The sequence below is a fragment of the Kribbella antibiotica genome (assembly GCF_004349055.1).
GTDB classification, from domain to species: Bacteria; Actinomycetota; Actinomycetes; order Propionibacteriales; family Kribbellaceae; genus Kribbella; species Kribbella antibiotica.
The window spans coordinates 1-16,592 of the sequence record NZ_SMKX01000183.1 but is presented as its reverse complement, the minus strand read 5'-3'; the positions used below and the strand labels follow the sequence as shown (position 1 = coordinate 16,592).

General features: G+C 67.0%; 14 protein-coding genes. 4 read left to right on the top strand and 10 right to left on the bottom strand.

The genetic code is table 11. The features are described from left to right. Positions 1 to 372 precede the first annotated feature (372 nt). The 3 genes from E1263_RS37330 to E1263_RS37320 are packed head-to-tail and all read right to left on the bottom strand — an operon-like array spanning position 373 to position 3,719. Positions 373 to 2,466 (bottom strand): molybdopterin-dependent oxidoreductase, encoded by a 2,094-nt coding sequence (locus E1263_RS37330; protein ID WP_132176267.1) that lies wholly within the window; start codon positions 2,464 to 2,466, stop codon positions 373 to 375. Between the two features lie 35 nt (positions 2,467 to 2,501). Next, the gene (locus E1263_RS37325; protein ID WP_132176265.1) at positions 2,502 to 3,014 is read right to left on the bottom strand and encodes a nucleoside/nucleotide kinase family protein; all 513 of its coding nucleotides are present in this window, start codon (positions 3,012 to 3,014) and stop codon (positions 2,502 to 2,504) included. Between the two features lie 51 nt (positions 3,015 to 3,065). Then, positions 3,066 to 3,719, bottom strand: a complete 654-nt coding sequence (locus E1263_RS37320) for a TetR/AcrR family transcriptional regulator (RefSeq protein ID WP_132176263.1) — start codon at positions 3,717 to 3,719, stop codon at positions 3,066 to 3,068. Positions 3,720 to 3,794: 75 nt separating this feature from the next. Here E1263_RS37320 and E1263_RS37315 point away from each other — a divergent pair, with 75 nt between their 5' ends. From E1263_RS37315 to E1263_RS37305, 3 genes are read left to right on the top strand one after another with little or no spacing between them, the layout of a single operon-like run. Further along, a complete protein-coding gene (locus E1263_RS37315) occupies positions 3,795 to 4,352 on the top strand; it encodes a 2TM domain-containing protein (RefSeq protein ID WP_132176261.1) in 558 nt (185 codons plus the stop codon). Between the two features lie 40 nt (positions 4,353 to 4,392). Then, positions 4,393 to 4,971 carry a Pr6Pr family membrane protein gene (locus E1263_RS37310; RefSeq protein ID WP_132176259.1) on the top strand — a complete coding sequence of 193 codons (579 nt, stop codon included), beginning with the start codon at positions 4,393 to 4,395 and terminating at the stop codon, positions 4,969 to 4,971. Between the two features lie 10 nt (positions 4,972 to 4,981). After that, entirely contained in the window at positions 4,982 to 5,626 is a 645-nt protein-coding gene (locus E1263_RS37305; RefSeq protein WP_238161895.1) for a class I SAM-dependent methyltransferase, read from the top strand. Positions 5,627 to 5,659: 33 nt separating this feature from the next. Here the strand turns inward: E1263_RS37305 and E1263_RS37300 are convergent, their stop codons facing one another. Beyond that, positions 5,660 to 6,313: a transglycosylase family protein gene (locus E1263_RS37300; protein ID WP_132176255.1), complete on the bottom strand. Its 654-nt coding sequence runs from the start codon at positions 6,311 to 6,313 to the stop codon at positions 5,660 to 5,662. A 252-nt stretch (positions 6,314 to 6,565) separates the two neighbouring features. Continuing rightward, positions 6,566 to 7,096, bottom strand: a complete 531-nt coding sequence (locus E1263_RS37295; RefSeq protein ID WP_272949721.1) for a DUF5946 family protein — start codon at positions 7,094 to 7,096, stop codon at positions 6,566 to 6,568. A gap of 178 nt (positions 7,097 to 7,274) precedes the next feature. Between E1263_RS37295 and E1263_RS37290 the strand changes: the two genes are divergently transcribed. After that, positions 7,275 to 7,796, top strand: a complete 522-nt coding sequence (locus E1263_RS37290; protein WP_238161893.1) for a response regulator transcription factor — start codon at positions 7,275 to 7,277, stop codon at positions 7,794 to 7,796. Here E1263_RS37290 and E1263_RS37285 read toward each other — a convergent pair. The 5 genes from E1263_RS37285 to lanKC form a co-directional block, all read right to left on the bottom strand. Next, positions 7,775 to 9,463, bottom strand: coding sequence for an ATP-binding cassette domain-containing protein (locus E1263_RS37285; protein ID WP_132176251.1), 1,689 nt, complete (start codon positions 9,461 to 9,463; stop codon positions 7,775 to 7,777). The two genes, E1263_RS37290 and E1263_RS37285, sit on opposite strands and share 22 nt — an antisense overlap. A gap of 64 nt (positions 9,464 to 9,527) precedes the next feature. Beyond that, positions 9,528 to 11,180: an ABC transporter ATP-binding protein gene (locus tag E1263_RS37280; RefSeq protein WP_132176249.1), complete on the bottom strand. Its 1,653-nt coding sequence runs from the start codon at positions 11,178 to 11,180 to the stop codon at positions 9,528 to 9,530. Further along, entirely contained in the window at positions 11,177 to 13,114 is a 1,938-nt protein-coding gene (locus tag E1263_RS37275; protein WP_132176247.1) for a prolyl oligopeptidase family serine peptidase, read from the bottom strand. Before E1263_RS37275 ends, E1263_RS37280 begins: the two co-directional genes overlap by 4 nt. 109 nt (positions 13,115 to 13,223) lie before the next feature. Continuing rightward, a complete protein-coding gene (locus tag E1263_RS37270) occupies positions 13,224 to 13,358 on the bottom strand; it encodes a SapB/AmfS family lanthipeptide (protein ID WP_132176245.1) in 135 nt (44 codons plus the stop codon). A 4-nt stretch (positions 13,359 to 13,362) separates the two neighbouring features. Further along, positions 13,363 to 15,954, bottom strand: a complete 2,592-nt coding sequence (gene lanKC / locus E1263_RS37265) for a class III lanthionine synthetase LanKC (protein WP_132176243.1) — start codon at positions 15,952 to 15,954, stop codon at positions 13,363 to 13,365. Positions 15,955 to 16,592 lie beyond the last annotated feature (638 nt).

Genomic DNA, 16,592 nt, shown 5'->3' with positions numbered 1-16,592 from the left:
CAACCCGGACTCGAACAACACTATCGCCGCAGCACGCTGCGACTCACTCAGCGAACTATCCACACGCATGAACTGCTCCCCGGAATCGGAACTGAGAAACCCAGTCCAACTTCCGGGGAGCAGTTCAGTCAGGGGGTTGCCCCCTGAGAATCTCAGTGGGCAACCCCCCATCTGAGCGCGCAACCCCTCACAGCGCCGGGCAACCCTCCAGCTCGGTGGATATCCCCTGAGCTGGGGGGTTGCCCCCTGAGAATCTCAGCGGGTAACCCCACATCTCGGTGGGCAACCCTCGTATCGCCAGCCGCCCTTCAGTTCGGGCACGAGTGGGGTACCGCGCGCGGCTGGCGATGCTGCAGCTCGGGCCCCGGGACCTCAGGAGGCGGTGACGGTGACCGGTACGCCGTTCACTGCCGCGGTGCCGGCGATGGGGTCGGTCAGCTGGTTGTCGGTCAGGTCGTTGAGGCTGACGCCCGTGAGCTGCGAGGCGACGCCGAGCTGGACGCCTGGGCGTTGATGGCCGTAGCCGTGGGGGAGGGAGACGACGCCGGGCATCATGTCGTTGCTGGAGGCAACTTCTACGGCGAGTGAACCGGCGGCCGAGGTGATGGTGACGAGCTGGCCGGTGGTCAGCGAGCGGTCGGCCAGGTCGGTGGGGTGCATGAGGAGGTGGTGGCGGGGTTTGCCCTTCACCAGGCGGGCCGAGTTGTGCATCCAGGAGTTGTTGCTGCGCAGGTGCCGGCGGCCGATCAGGAGGAGTTCGCCGTCGGCTGTTGCCTGGAGCGCGTCTAGCCGGGGGAGGTCGGCGAGGATCATCGGCTGGTCGAGATTGATGCGTTTGTTCTTGTGGAACAGGGCTTTGGGCAGGGCCGGCTGCAGCGGTCCGAGGTCGATTCCGCCCGGCGATTTGCGGAGTCGACGCAACGACAGCTTGTACGGGCCGATCCGCAGACCCGCATCCACGATCCGGCGCGGTGGCAGGCGCAGCTGGGCCTCGGTCGCGATCCGCTTCCGGCTGAGCCGCGTACGTCGTACGAGAGCGATCCCGAGATCGCGGAAGATCTCCCAGTCGTGCCGAGCCGACGACGGCTTCGCCAGTACGGCGTCATTCCAGCGAGCCGTGTTGCGCACCGCGAGCTGATGGAAGACCACGTCGTAGTGTTCGCGCTCGAGCGGTGGCGCCGGCGGAAGGATCACATCCGCATGCCGCGTGGTCTCGTTGATATAAGGATCGACCGCGACCATGAAGTCCAGCGACTCGAACGCTTCGTCGAGCTTGCGCCCGTCCGGTGTCGACAGCACCGGGTTGCCCGCGATCGTCACCATCGCGCGGATCTGCCCGTCGCCCGGCGTCAGGATCTCCTCGGCCATCACCGACACCGGCAGCTCGCCGCCGAACTCCGGCAGCCCGCGGATCCGGCTCGACCACACGCCGATATGCCCACGCCCCAACCCGCGCAGGGTGTCCACCGCGGGTCGCGCAAACATCGTTCCGCCCGGCCGATCGAGGTTGCCTGTGATGATGTTCAGCACCTGGATCGCCCACTGGCACAGCACACCGAACTGCTGCGTCGACACCCCGACCCGCCCGTAGATCGCGGCCCGCCCAGCCGTCGCGTACTCGGCCGCGATTCGCCGGATCGCCTCCGCATCGATCCCGGTCAGCCTGGAAGCGCGCTCCGGCGTCCACTCCTCGACCGCCGCTTCCACAGCTGCCAGACCATCGACGTACGACGCTGGTCGCGCATGCCCATCGACGATCACCTGGTGGATGAGCGCGAGCAGGAACGCGGCATCAGTTCCCGGTCGCACGAAATGGTGTTCGTCGGCGACATTCGCAGTCTCGGTACGACGAGGGTCGATCACGACGACCTTGCCGCCGCGCTTGCGCACCTCCTTGATCCGTCGCCCGAAACCGGGCGCGGTCATCATGCTGCCGTTCGAGGCGAGCGGATTCGCGCCCAGCATCAGCAAGTACGACGTACGGTCGATGTCCGGCACCGCGATCATCAGCTGATGTCCGTACAGCAGGTACGACGACAGCATCTGCGGCAGCTGGTCGATCGACGTGGCACTGAACTTGTTCCGCGTTCGCAACTGCCGAACCATCGTCGGCATGTGCGTGAGTGCGCCCAGGCTGTGCACGTTCGGGTTGCCGAGATAGACGCCGACCGAATTCCGTCCGTGCTCCCGCTGGATCGCGGTCAGCTTGCTGACAATCAGCTTGTACGCCGCGTCCCAGCCGATCTCCTGCCAGCCGTCGGCAGTACGTCGTACCGGTGTCGTCAGCCGGTCCGGATCCTCCTGCAGGTCACGCAGGGCGACCGCTTTCGGGCAGATGTGACCGCGCGACAGCGGATCCGACTCGTCGCCCCGAACATCGGTGACCCGGCCGCCCTCGACCGTCACCAGCACGCCGCAGATCGCTTCACACAGGTTGCACGAGGTCCGCCGTACCGAGGTCGCCATCCAGCCAAACTACCCCCGGGTAGCCACGCCCGCCATTACTCGAAGCGCGCCTCGTCGAGCCGGCCGAGGATCGCGTCGACGGTCTCGCCGGTGGACAGGTCGGAGTTGTCCAGCCACAGACCGCGCCGCGGGCTGAATGCGTGCAGCTCGTAGTCGAGCTCGTCGACCAAATGGTGTGAGCCGCCGAGCCGCCCGGAGATCACCTCCGGCCGCGGAGTCAGTACGACGAGGTAGCGCGGGCGGGTGCGGATGCCGTCGAGGAACTCGCGGAGCAGCTCACCGATCACGACATCCTGCAGTACGACGGTGAAGCCGGCCTCGGTGTAGGAGTCGGCGGCCTGGCAGGCGAGCCGGAATCCGAGCTGCATCTGCCGCTGCGCCTCGGCCGGATCCTCGGTCATCGAGACATGCCCGCTGACGATCATCCGGCGGAACAGATTGCCGGGGATGTTGACGCCGTACTGGAAGCGTTCGGCGAGGAGCTGAGCGACCGCCGACTTCCCGGACGCCATGATTCCGCTGACGACGATGACGCCCGCGGACTCCATGCTGGTGATGGTGCCACCTTGGGCAATGTTTTAGTCAGGTTTATGGCGAACTTATCGTGCCGATGGCGAGAAATCCTTGGTTTGTAAGGGCTTTTGGGTCAGTAGAGAGTCGATGTGAAGGCGCAGCAGGCGTCGGGCTCGGGTTGGTGTGGTGCGCCCGGGCTGCACGGCCGCGTGTAGGGCGAGGCCGTCGACCAGGGCATGCAAACGCTCTATTTCGAGCTTGAGGTCCAGACCGTCGCGTAGCGCATCGGCGGCGGACAGTGCGTTGACCAGCTCCGCGCACAGATCGCGCAGGCCGTCGTTCACCGACTCGATGTTGGCCTGCAGTGCACCGGCGCCCGATTCGGCCAGCGCCTGGGCGGTGAAGGCGAGCCAGACATCGAACTCTGCCATCCGCTCGGCATCGAGCGGCAACACCTCTTCGAGGTAGCGCAGGGCCACGGCGGTGGCGCTGCCCTTGGTGCCGCCACGCGCGGTCAGTGCATGGATCCGCTCGCCGACGCGGCGTGCGACCAGGTCCATCGCGAACTTGAGCAGCCCTTCCTGGTCGGGGAAGTAGTAACGGACAGCGCCGGCGGACCAGCCGGCTTCGGCGGCGATGGTGCGGACCGAGGCGGCGCGGATCCCGTCGCGGCGGACCACCCGCCACAGGGCCTGGGCGATCTCTTCGCGGCGGGCGTCGTGGTCGACGATCTTCGGCATGGCCCCTTTTTAGCACACCTGTGTTATCGTCGTTTCATAACACGGTCGTACTAAAAAGCTGAGGGGGGACGCGCTGTGCTGCTCGCTGTGATCGCTGCGTGTGAGATCGGGTTCTGGGTTCTGCTCGCCGCCGGGATGACGACGCGCTACCTGTTCCGGCTGCCGAAGGCCGGGATGGTCCTGCTGATGATGGTGCCGCTGGTCGATGTGGTGATGCTGGTCGCGAGCGTGATCGACATCCACCGCGGCGGCGAACCGTCGGCCAAGCACTCGCTCGCCGCGATTTTCATCGGGGTCAGCGTCGGCTTCGGGCATCAGACGCTCAAGTGGGCCGACGGCTGGGCGGCGTACAAGTTCGCCGACGGGCCGCGGCCGGTGAAGCCGCGGAAAGGCAGCCGGGAGAAGGCCCGGCACGAACGCGCCGGCTGGTTCCGGCATCTGCTCGCGTACGTCGTCGGTGTCGGCATCATGATCGCGCTCGGTCTGTTGTCCGGGAAGGGGTATGACGCGGCCCTCGGCCCGGCCTGGGGCTGGACCGTCGTGCTGGGGATCGACGCGATCGTCTCCTTCAGCTACAGCTTCGACGGCGACTCCGAGGAGGACTCGGCGCCGAAGCAGAAGCAAGTCGCCTGACCTCCCAGGTTCACCCGTCCGGTCGTCGTAGATTGCAGCTATGACGACCGGACGAGTGGTGTCTGTGATCACGGCAGCGGTCGCCTTGGGCGGCATCGTGCTCCAGTTGGTGGTGTCGCCGGGCTGGAACGTCTTCGTCTTCTTCACGATCCAGTCCAACCTGCTGCTCGGCGTGACCGCGCTGCTGTTCAACCGATCGAGCACGCTGTTCAAAGTGCTGCGGCTCAACGGCGTGCTCTGCATCGCGGTGACCGGGATCGTCTACCACGCAGTGCTCGCCGGCCTGGATCACTTGACCGGTGGGGCAGCGGTAGCGAACTTTCTGCTGCACACGGCGGCCCCGATCCTCGGCGTACTGGGGTGGGTGTTCTTCGGGCCGCGCGGCTTGACGAGTGTCCGGATTGCGGCCTGGTCGATCGTGTATCCGCTGCTCTGGCTCGCGTTCACGCTGATCCGCGGCGCGATCGACGGCTTCTATCCGTATCCGTTCGTGAACGTGACCGATCTCGGATATGGACACGTTCTGCTGAACTGTCTGCTCGTCGCGGTACTGTTCCTGGCTCTGGCGGCCGGGGCCACAGCCCTTGATCGCCGCCTCAGGAAAACCGTCGAAGGGTAGTGCCTTGCTGGTGACCTCTCGCTCGTACGTCGAGTACGAAGCGATGTTCGACCTGACCGAACTACCGGCGTCCGTGCTGGACTGTTCCGCGGGAGGCTCGAGCTTCACGGCCGAGGCTGCTGCGCGCGGGGTGGACGTGGTGGCGGTGGACCCGGCCTACGACCTGACGATGCCGGAGCTGGTCGACATCGTCCGGCGCAGCCTCCCAGTCGGCAACGACATGGTGGATGCGAACGCGGACAGGTTCACCTGGAAGTGGTACGGCACGCTGCAGAAGCGGGATGACCTGCGGCTCGAGGCGGCGGACCGGTTCCTGCAGGACATCGGCGAGGCCCCGGATCGGTATGTCGCGGGCAGCCTGCCCGAGTTGCCGTTCGAGGACGGGCGGTTCGAGGTGGCGCTGTGTTCGCACCTGCTCTTCACCTGGGCCGAAACCTTCGGCCGGGACTGGCATCTGGCCGCGTTGCGCGAGCTGATCCGGGTCAGTAGCGCCGAGGTTCGCGTGTTTCCGCTGGTGCTGGCCGGCACGGGCGAGGCTGTGCCGTTCCTGCCCGAGGTGCTGGACGAGCTCGACGGCGTCCGCTGGGAGATTCGTAAGGTTCCCTACGAGTTCCAGACGGGCGCCGACGAGATGCTCGTCATCACGCACTCCTAAGAGTGCGGGTCTGAATCAGGGGAGACTGCGTTGTTAAGGCAAGAATCGACCGCAGACCGGCCACGGCGAGTTGCCGCGCGAGGCGTAGAGCTTCTTGGCGCGCATCAGCTGCTCGGCGGCTGACGCCTGGGCCGGGCTGCCGCTACCGCCTACAGAGCGCCAGGTCTGCTTGTCGAACTGGAACAGACCGAAGTACTTGCCGTTCGGGCTGACCGCGCGGGGGTTGCCGCTGGACTCGCAGTTGGCGACCTTGCGCCAGGCGGTGCTCATGCTGACGTTGCTGCTCGTCGACGGGCGCTCGGCGGAACGGTTGGTCCGCGGCTTGCGCACGGTCTGCTTCGAGACGACCTTCTTCTTCGTGACGACCTTGGCCTTGGGGGAGTGTGGCTGTGGCGTCACCCGCTGCTTCGGGGCGGTGGCCTTCTTCACACCGTCCAGCGTCAGGGTCTGACCGATCAGGATCAGGTCAGGGTCTTTCAGATTGTTGATCTTCGCCAGCTGGTGCCAGTCGGCGCCATTCGCTTGGGCGATCTCGGAGAGCGTGTCTCCGGCCTTCACCTTGTAGTCGGTCGCGAACGCCGCGCCAGTGGCTGCGGCGGTGATCCCGACGCCGAGACCGGCGACGGAGAGGGTTCGGACCACCCGGCGAGTACTTTGCCGGGGGCGCGCATGTCGGGCTTTGGACATCGTTCAGGCGCTCCTCGTGAGCATTGGGCATGGTGGAAACACCAGCCCCCCAGGCAGGGGAGGGGGCACCCGGACAGGTAACGAAAGGGAGTCCGGATGATCACGTCCAGGTCACGACGCGATGTGAGTCATCCTGTGTGACGACTGCCGTGAACGCAAGGCCAGATCGGGATCTGCCCCGATTTTTTCCGTCCCTTGACGTACCGAAAGCCCAACAAAAGAACGGTTTCTAGGCTGTAAACCGATCGGTTTTTAGTGCTGAAAATACCGCGCTGGAACGAGGTCGATCGTGAGTTTCCGGACCAGATCCCGGTCACTCTCCGGCCACGACTCCCACACCTGGGCAGCCCAGGCCAGCATTGCCTGCTCGACCTCCGCAGGCCCGCCGGCAGCCAGTACGTCGTACGCCGTGAGCCGGCCGACCTCGGCAGGTGGGGTGAGTTCGGGCCAGTCGTTGAACGAGTTCGCCATGATGCCGTGGGCGGTGCGGACGTCGATGTTGCCGGAACCGCGTTCGAGAAACATGTAGAGGCCGTTCAGCGCGAAGACCGGGCCGATCCGCGGAGTGCCGACTCTCACATGCTGTGCGTGGTAGGCGTCCATCCGTAGTTGGTGCAGATGGCCGAGCTGGTGCTCGATCTCGAAGCCGAGCAGGTCTCCGGAGACCTTGAGGCACTCCGCGCTGGCGTTGATCTTCGGGTTCGGGTCCCACACCTGCACCGGCAGTTCCGCGCGGCAGCCAGGGCAGCGCGTGGATTCGCGCGTGTCATCTCCGGAGTTCACTCGTTGATGGAAACACGGGCACCGCCGTCCGGCAGCTGGATTTCGCCGTCATGGGGGTGGTGGCCGGCAGATGAGGCGACGGATGTGATGGGGGCATGCGGTGATCCGAGTAGCTCTCGGCCACCGCGGCACAATGGTGCGGGGTGCATTGGCCGCGGTGCTGGCAAGAGAGAATGACATGGAGGTCGTGGCCGAGCTTGACCGCTCGGAAGACGTCCTCCAGGTGGCTGGCCGACGGCCGCATGTCGTGCTGCTCGATCCACAGCTGCCAGGACGGATCCGGGTCGAGGAGCTGTGCCGCAAGCTCACCGGCCGGGGCGTGCTGGTGGTGATCGACCACGAGGCGATCGCGGCGACGAGCCTCGCGCTGGTCAAGCAGGCTCCGCGGATCGGGCTCATTGCCACCGACGCGACCACGGACCAGCTGGTGCAGGCGGTGCGCGACGTGGCGAAGGGGCTGCCGGTCGTCGATGTTCGGCTCGCGGTGGCTGCGCTCAAGGCAGGTGACAACCCGCTCACGGATCGCGAGTGCGAGGTGCTCCGGCAGGTCACCACCGGCGCAACCGCGCAGGAGGTCGCGCGGACGCTGAGTCTGAGTGCCGGGACGGTGCGCAACTATCTGTCCCGCATCCTGGCCAAGACCGGTTCCCGGAGTCGCATCGAGGCCATCAACAAAGCTCAAGACGCCGGCTGGATCTGAGTGAGGACGGGGGTCCAGCTGCCGTGCAGGTCGCGGTACAGGCTGGAGCTGCGCATCAGCGCTTGATGAGTGCCGAGCGCAGCCTTGTTCCCGTCCAGGACCAGGATGCGGCGGGCGCGCAGCGCGGAGCTGATCCGGTGGGCGATCACCACCAGCGTCCCGCCGCGTTTGGCGAACGCCTCCTCGGCCTGCCGTTCGGCCTCCGCATCGAGGAAGCAGGTCGCCTCATCCAGTACGACGAGGGGTGCCGGGGAAAGGTAGGCCCGCACGAGCGCGAGCAGTTGTCGCTCACCGGCGGAGAGATCGGCCGGTTTCACGACCGCGCTCAGCCCGCCGATCCGCTCAACCAGCGCGGTCGCACCCACCAGCTTGATCGCGGAGCTCAGCTCCTCGGTCGTGGCGTCAGGGAGTAGATAGGTCAGGTTCTCCTCGACGGTCCCGCTGAAGACATACGCCTCCTGCGGAATCAGTACGCGCGTCTGTGCCAGCCGGTCGGTGGTGAGCTCGGTTGGCGGCACTCCGCCCAGCAGCAGTTGGCCGCTGGTCGGCGTGAGCATCCCGCAGATCAGTGCGGCCAAGGTCGACTTCCCGATCCCACTCGGGCCGACCACGGCCAGGTGGTCGCCTTCGGGGATGGTCAGGTCGAGTCTGTCGAGCACCGGCTCGGCGGCCGGGCCGTAGGCGAAGGTCAGCCTGTCGGTGTGGACCTGGTGTCCGTTGGTGACGTCGATCGGGCGGACCGCCTCGGTCGGCTGACCGGCATCGAGGATCCGGCCGAGCGTGATCACGAACCGAAGCCCGCTGTCACCCAGCGCGCCCATCACCTGACTGAGCGCCGGTTGCAGCCCGATCAGAACGTAGGTGAGTCCGCCGAGCAGGGTCCCGGTGCTCACGCCGCGCCCGATCAACCACGGTCCGGCCGCGAGCAGGATGAGCAACGGAAGCCAGCCACCGACCGCGAAGCAGACAGTGCGCAGCGCCGACACCTTGGCCAACGCGCGCTCCGCCGATGCGTGCGCCTCGATCGGCTCGCCGACCAGGAATTCGGCGTACTCCTCCGTGCCGGTCGCGGTGATGTCACGCACCCCGCCGAACACCATCCCCGCTGACGCGGCTAGGTCCTCGTCGGCTTGCAGTGATGCGCGGACCCGGTCCGCGGCCAGTCCGAGCACGGCGAGGGAGAGCGCGAACCCGACCAGGAACGGTGGCACGACGAACGCCGCCACGAGAGGAGCGAGTGACAACAGACCAGCCAGCACGCCGAACAGGGTGACCGCGAAGCTTCTGATCACCAGCACGAGCCCGGCGAACGTGTCGCGGACGATCTCGACCTGTCGGTTCAACCGCGCCACCGCACTGTCGTCCCCGGTCCGCAAGGCGCCCGCGACAACCCGTCGTACCAGGTCGTCGCGGACTGGCTCGACCAGATCGCCGAGGCGCGTATAGACCTGCCGTGCGCCGACCGCGCCGAGGCCGGCCGTTGCGACCAGCCCGCCGAGCCACGCGACTCCCGGCCAGACCTGCCCGGCGAGAAAGTTGTCGGTGGCCCGAGCGACCGCGACCCCGTAGATCGCGGTCGGCAAAATTTCCGGCACCGACCACAGCGCCAGCTTCACCGAAGCCCGCTTCCGCAGCGAGAGCGCGCCGTACCTGAGCTCCCGCTTCATCCCGCCCACACCTTCAGGCCCCACCGCGATAAGCGGAGGGGCCTGGTGGAAGTGGCGGGATGGGTCACCCGAAGACCTCCCGGTACGACGTGTCGTTCCAGAGGTCGGCGTGGGGAGCTACTGCACGGACCTGGCCGCGGTCGAGCCAGATGACGAGATCGGCGCGGGCTGCGGTGGCGGTGCGGTGGGTGACGATCAGGCGGGTGCGGTGGTTGCGGTCTTCGGTGAGGGTCCGGCTTATCTGCCGCTCGGTCGCGGTGTCGAGACTCGAGGTGGCGTCGTCCAGCACCAGCAGCCGGCTGGCCGGCCAGGCCCGGGCCAACCCGAGGCGCTGCCGCTCACCGCCCGACATAGGGGCCCTGCGCAACGAAGTGAAGTACCCGTTCGGCAGTCGGCTGACGAAGTCGTGCGCATGCGTGGCGCGAGCCGCGGCCAACGTCCGCACCGGGCTGATGGCGTCGGGCGCGATCGATTCGCCGATCGTCCGGCCAACCAGTTGCGGCCGCTCGAACGCGCAGCCGACCGCATAGCGCAGCTCATGCCGGCTGACGGCCTGCAGCGGTACGCCGTCCAGCGAGACGTGCCCGGTGGAGGGGTCGCGCAACCGCGCGGCGACGGCGGCGAGAACGGACTTCCCGGCGCCGCTCGGCCCGACGACTGCGACAGTTAGGCCGCCCGGCAGATCCAGGTTGACGTCGTTCAGCAGGACGTTGCCATCCGCGACGACGGTGACGTGGTCGAAGGTGAGGTGACCCGGACCGACCGGCAGCGTGAGCGAACCGTGCGGCACCGTGACGATCGCGTCCACCTCAGCAGCTCGCTGAACACCCGCCTTCGCCCGAGCGATCTCACCGATCACGCCGGTCAAAGTGCCAAGGCCAGCCCCGAGAACGGCGTACTGGGAGGCGGCGAACAGCTCACCCGCGGTGATGTGGCCGCCGACGAGTTGCACCCCACCGACGGCCAGCACGGCAACCAGCACGAGCGGACCGACGACCGCAGCCTGGGCGCCGGACCGGGCCAGGATGCGCCAGGTGACAACACCTTGTTTGTGGAGCTCAGGCAGCAGACCGAGGATGCGTTGCTCCTCACGGCCTGTCGTGCCGGCTGCTGCGATGGTGCGGATGCCGGTCAGTGACTCGGACAGCCGGGCAGCAATGCGGCCCTGCGTCTCCTGATAGGCCAGGCTCACATCGGCCGTCCGCTTCGCGAAGGCCAGCAGGACAAGGATCACCAGCACCACGCCCCCGAAGAACGCGGCTGCGAGCCAGGGATCGATCAACGCCAGGAACACCAGGCTGCCGACCGGTGGAGCGATCGCCGCAATTGCGGTGACCGCGGCCGGACCGGCCTGTGCGGCATCGTTCGCGTTGGCCGAGACGCGCGTGACGAGGTCACCGGTCTCGAAGTCGCGGCTGCCCTCCGGCCCGCCCCGGACAACCTGCCGGACCAGGCGATGCCGCAGCCAGGCAGTCGTTTCCGCGACACAGGCGGCACCCGCGAACGCATCGACCAGGCTGGCCACGATACCGAGGGCGATGACGGCCGAGGCGGCGATCAGCCAGCGGGTGTAGCCGTCCCCGGCGACGATCGCGTCGACCGAACGGCCGAGGATCGTCGGCAGGGCCAGCGTCACCGCGCTGCCGATGAGTGAATTCAGCCCGATCAGCGGTAGCCAACCTCGGCCACGTCTCGCGACGGACCCGAAGGTGATCACGACGACACTCGCAGGCCGGTGCGATCAGCCAGGAACGCCAGCATGTCCGCGGCGAGCCCGATGCCCTGACTGGCGGAGCCACCGGCATGACCGGCATCCGGATCGAGCCGGAACATGACTGGCCCTTCGCTCGCGGTCGCGTGTTGCAGCGTCGCGCAGAGCTTGCGGGAGTGCAGCGGATCGACCCGGGTGTCGTTGCCGAACACGGTGAACAACACGGCCGGATACTTCACGCCCTCGCTGACTCGATGGTACGGCGAGTAGGCCAGCAAGTGCTCGAATTGCGTTGCATCCTTGGCGGATCCGAATTCCGCCACCCAGCGCTCGCCCAGCCCGGACAGCTCATAGCGCAGCATGTCGGTGAGCGGTGCCGAGCAGACCGCCGCCGCGAAGAGCTCCGGCCGCTGGGTCAGTGCTGCGGCGACCATCAAGCCACCATTGGATTCACCGCACAGTGCGAGCTGATCGGCTGTCGTCCAACCCGTGCTGATCAGGTGCTCGGCCGCTGCGATGAAGTCGTCGAAGACGTCCTGCTTGCGATCCAGGATGCCGGCCTGATGCGATTCCGCACCGCCGCGCGTGGTTGCGGTCACGAAGACACCACCGGCCTCGACCCAAGCGAGGGCGAATGCCGAGTACGTCGGAGTGAGCGTCTGCCCGAAGCCGCCGTACCCGTAGAGAAGGGTTGGTCGTGGACCGCGGTCGCCTGGCCTGGAGACCACCAGCAGCTTGACCTCGGTGCCATCTGGGCTGGTCGCAACGAGCTGGCGGGACTCGGCCTGCACAGCGACGCCCGGCGTCTGCGACCAGAGCGTCGCTTGGCCGGTGGTGTGGTCGTAGCAGTAGACGGCTGACGGGGTCACGCTGTCCGTGTAGCTGAACCAGGCTTGGGGTCCGCCGTCGGGGAGTGTGGTCAGCGAACCGACCGAGCCGACTCCCGGGAGCACGACATCGCTGACGTGGGCGCCGGTCGCGAGATTGTGGACGGCGATGCCGGTCGGGCTCGCAAGCAGCAGCGCATCGTCCAGAATAGCGAGGCCGGTGAGCGGCGCCTTCGGGGTGATGAGGTCGTGCCAGATCAGCGGATTGTGCGGGTCGCCGACGCAGATCCGACCGGTCGGAGCGTCCTGGGTCGTGACGACATACAGACGGCCGTCAGGGCCGACCGACATCACAGTCAGGGCGTCGATGCTCTGCTGGATCGGGCGTGGTGACTCGGCGCTGTCGAGATCCTGCAGCCACAGGTCGTTCGCGCCACCATGGGCCGCGGAGATGGTCAGCCAGCGGCCGTCCGCGCTCAACTCCAGCCCGTACGACGTCGCGGTCGACAGCACGATCGTGTCGTCGGGGACGTCCAGGTGGCGGCGTCGCACCTGCCGGAAACGCACGTAGTAGAAGGACTTTCCGTCCGGCAGCCAGGCAACCGGGGAATAGCGGCAACCGTCGATCGGCTCACCGACGAGCTCACCGCTGTCGACGTCCAGGAGATACAGGACGGACTGCTCGGTGCCGCCGCACGAGAGTTGGTAGGCGACCAGGGATCCGTCGGGCGAAGGCTGCCACGCGTCCAGGGTGGTGCGCCCGGACGGGTCGAGAGCCATCGGATCGAGGATCGCGCGCCGGCCGTCGTACAGGACCGGGTGTTGCTGTCCGGGGTCGCGACGGAGCGTGAAACAGCGTCCGCCGTGCCAGGACGGGGTGGAGACAGTGCCGACGTTCGAAAGGGCCTTCACCCGGTGACGGAACTGGAACCGGCCGGACAGAGTGGCCGCGTGGTTCAGCCAGAGCTCGTCCTGAGCCGCGATCCAGCGCTTGGTCTCGGAGGACTCGGTGTCCTCAAGCCAGCGGTAGGGATCCGCGATGGTGTGGCCGTGCACCTGCTCCACGAGCGGTAGCCGCTCGGCGCATGGATAGGACTGCACGGAATCGGACAAAGGAGGTCCTTCCGTCGGGCGAGGCGGAACAGGTCCGGAGACAGGTTCGGCCCTGGGTGGGTATGCCGCCCACCCAGGGCCTATCGGAACCTGGTTACCCAGGATCTGATCAGTGGCAGAGCAGAAGGCTCAGGTTGCTGGGCGTCTGCGATGCGCAACCCAGGATGGTCAGCGTGGAGCCACCGTGGTGGTGACCGCCGCCGTAGCCCGGGGTTTCGAGGCCCTGAAGGTCGAGAAGTGCCATGTTGTTACACCTCCTTCGAATCAACTAGTAGGGATGAAGACTCGGACCACTGGGGAGGTCCGAGGAACGGGAGGGATGTGGGCACCGAGTGCAGTGCCGATCCCAGGGCCAGCAGGACGCCGGCCGATCCGGTGGCCAGATCCATCGACAGGCGAAGGAGCTGGTTTCCGGGGAACGCGAGGCCACCTGCGTAGGGCATCGCGTGCCAGCCGAGTCCGTACACCAGGTCGTCGACCGTCGACTGCTGCGCACCGAGTGAGGCTGCGGTGAGAAGCAGACCGGCGCGACCCATGAACAGGCCAGGCTGGACGTAGAAGGAGCAGTGCGCCACCCGCTCGAGCTGCGCGAGGACCGCGGTCAGCTCATCGGACGGGCGATGCTTCAGGTAGCGGGCAAGCGCCAGGGCAATCCCGGCCGAACCCTCTTCCAGGTAAGGCAGCGTTCGCCAGCCCTGGTTGACCTGCAGCATGTCGCCTTCGGGTGAGAGCGAGCACCGCCGCAGATCCTGCCGGATCGCGATCTCGGCCAGGTCGAGCAGGCCGGTGTCACCCAGCTGCTCGAACGCTGAGATGAAGAGCAGCGCCGGGCCGGACGAGCCGTACATCAGGCCGGCGTGCGGGAATTGCCCGCCGCTGATCTCCGGTACGTCGTTCACGTCGCCGAGCCGGTCTGCGACCAGATCGAGCACCCGGACCGCCTTGGCCCGCAGCGCGGGCTCGGTGTCGAAGTGCAAGAGGTTGAGGCCGATCCCGGCCAGACCCGAATGCAGTCCGAGCTCGCGGGTGCTCCAGTCGTCGGTCAACGTGCGCTCGACCAGGTCGAGAGCGTGCTGGCGATGATCGAGCGCGTCGAGAACGTGGGCCACACCGTGCAGACCGTCGTACAGGCCGGGGCCTGCTTCGGTGGTCAGGCTCTGGGCGATCAGCCACTGCTCGTACTGCTCGAAGCGACCGGCACCGGTCTTGGCCAGCGCGTAGAGGACACCGGCGGCGCCGCTCGCGAGGTCGATCCCGCCACCGCCGTAGAACTGGGCGATGTCGCCGGGGAACAGCCGGTCGGTGCGCTCCGGCGTTGCCGAGGCCACGATCGCCTTGGTCAGCGCGGCGCGGACATCGGTCCACTCGGCCTTGCCGGGCAGCGCGAGCTCGGCCATCGCCGGGTCGCCGGTGACGTCCGGGCCGACGACGGTGCGAACAGCCTCGTCGATCGTTGCCCTCGGCACCGGGAAGGTCTCGGTGATCATGTCGGCGAGCTGGAAGGCCTTGCCTCGATGAAGATTCAGCAGGATCGTCGTCTGCGGTGCATAGACGCCGAGCTCGATACAGGCCAGCGCGTAACGGTCGACGTCGACACCCTGGCGATCCGCCGGTGCGGCGTACCCGGGGTGGGCCAGCGTTGAGCGGGCCTTGTCGGCAGCAAGCGTTGCCACCTCGAAGTCGATCAGCACCATCCGTCCGTCGACATCGATCAGCACGTTGTCCGGATGCAGGTCGCAGAACACCACGCCGCGCTCGTGCAGCTGGGCGACGGCCTGGCCGACTCGCTCGACAGCGCGGGTCGCCCACTCGGCGAACTCTGCGCGGTCGGCTTCGGTCGCATCCGGCTTGCTCAGCGGATAGCGGCCGACGAGCTCGCGCTGCAGCGACACCGAGTCGATGTGCTCCTGCACCATGAAGTGGTGCTCGCCGAGCTCCAGCTGCTCATAGGTCTTCGGGACGACGTCCAGGCCTTCGAGGCGCTGCAGGATCTCGTACTCGTGGGCGATCCGGGTGACTGCATCCCGGCCCGCGATGTCGAGACCGGCGTACGGACGGCCTTCCTTCAGCACGACCCGGTCACCGGACTCCTTGTGGTGGCCGAGATACACGCCGCCGCCGTTGGAGAACTGGATGACACTCTCGATCGTGTACGCGAGATCGTTGGTGGAGACCGCGTTGCGGGCCTCGAGATGCGGCTGCAGGAAGTCCGGCAGCGCCACCCAGGGCGGCGTGCTGAACGTCGGGCCGCGCTGGTCCGGAACGAGCCGGCCGTGGTCGTCTTCGAGAGCGAGCACGCGCTCACCGCTCGGGGACAGACAGAAGCGGCTGACGAAGGCGCCGTACCGGACGAAGAGGGCGCTGTCGCCGTAGCGCAGGTCGCTCAGGATGTAAGGGCCCTGGACGCCGTCGAGGACGTCGTCGAGCTCCTTGAGGACCAGCTCCAGCTGCGCCTCGTCGGTCGGGTAGATCGTCACCAGCTTGCCGCTGGATCCGCGCGGTGCGGCCTTGGAGTTCGCCATCACCAGCACGGCTTCGTTGCGGAGGAACTTGAACGCGATGCCGCGAGGAACGCAGTACGCCCAGACGGCCTCGAGCGTCCGCTGCACATCCGTGAGCCGGGCGGAGACGTGAATCTTCCAACCCTGCTTGGGCAACTGCAGGCCCTCGGGTGCGTAGTGCATCCAGGTGTCGCCCGGGACGTGCTGCCATCCTTCGGGCACCGGCCGGGTGGCCGGCTCGAAGTCCGGATGCTCCACACCACGATTGGTAGGTGTGTCGTAGAACGTCCGATCCGCCAAGCAGTAGAACTCGTAACTCTCTTGCGTTCCATCACGCATAACTCATGAACCCCCTCTCGTGGTGCTCCGCCATCTTGGGCGGCTGGAGAGGGCCTGGCGTAGTGCACGATGTCATCACTCTGATGTGAAGAATCCACACACTACGAGTGGGTAAGTAAACACTCTTCGTTACGTAGCTGCGCGTTCTGAGCGTGAATCCCGCCGTAACAAGATGTCAATTCGTGGCAGTGACGTCACGACGCGTAACTTCGCCCGGCATCCCTCGTCCCACCCCGTTCATACGTTCGTGTGACGCGTCAGCTCCGGTTTTCCTGCTGAGCAGCGCCCGCCGGATGGCTCCGCTGCTCCTTGAGCACCAACCCCAACCTTGGGCACCCACCAACCACCTGCGGCCCGTCCAAATGGTTGGTGCGTACCCAAAGATGCCCCTCGCGCCCAGAGCCGCCCCACGCCCTCAAAGGTGGGCCGGCTGCTCTTTGGGCACGAGGTCGCACTTTGAGAAGCCATCAACCATTTCGACGGGCTTTGCGTGGTTGGTGGGTTCTCAAGGTTGAGGTTGGTGCTCAAAGATGCGGCGCCGCGGCGCGGCGCTGGGCGGAGGTGCGCGTGGTGGGCGGGGGAAGGGCTAGACCGGGTAGGTGGTTACTTCGGTGGCTTTGAGGGTGGCGTGTAGGGGG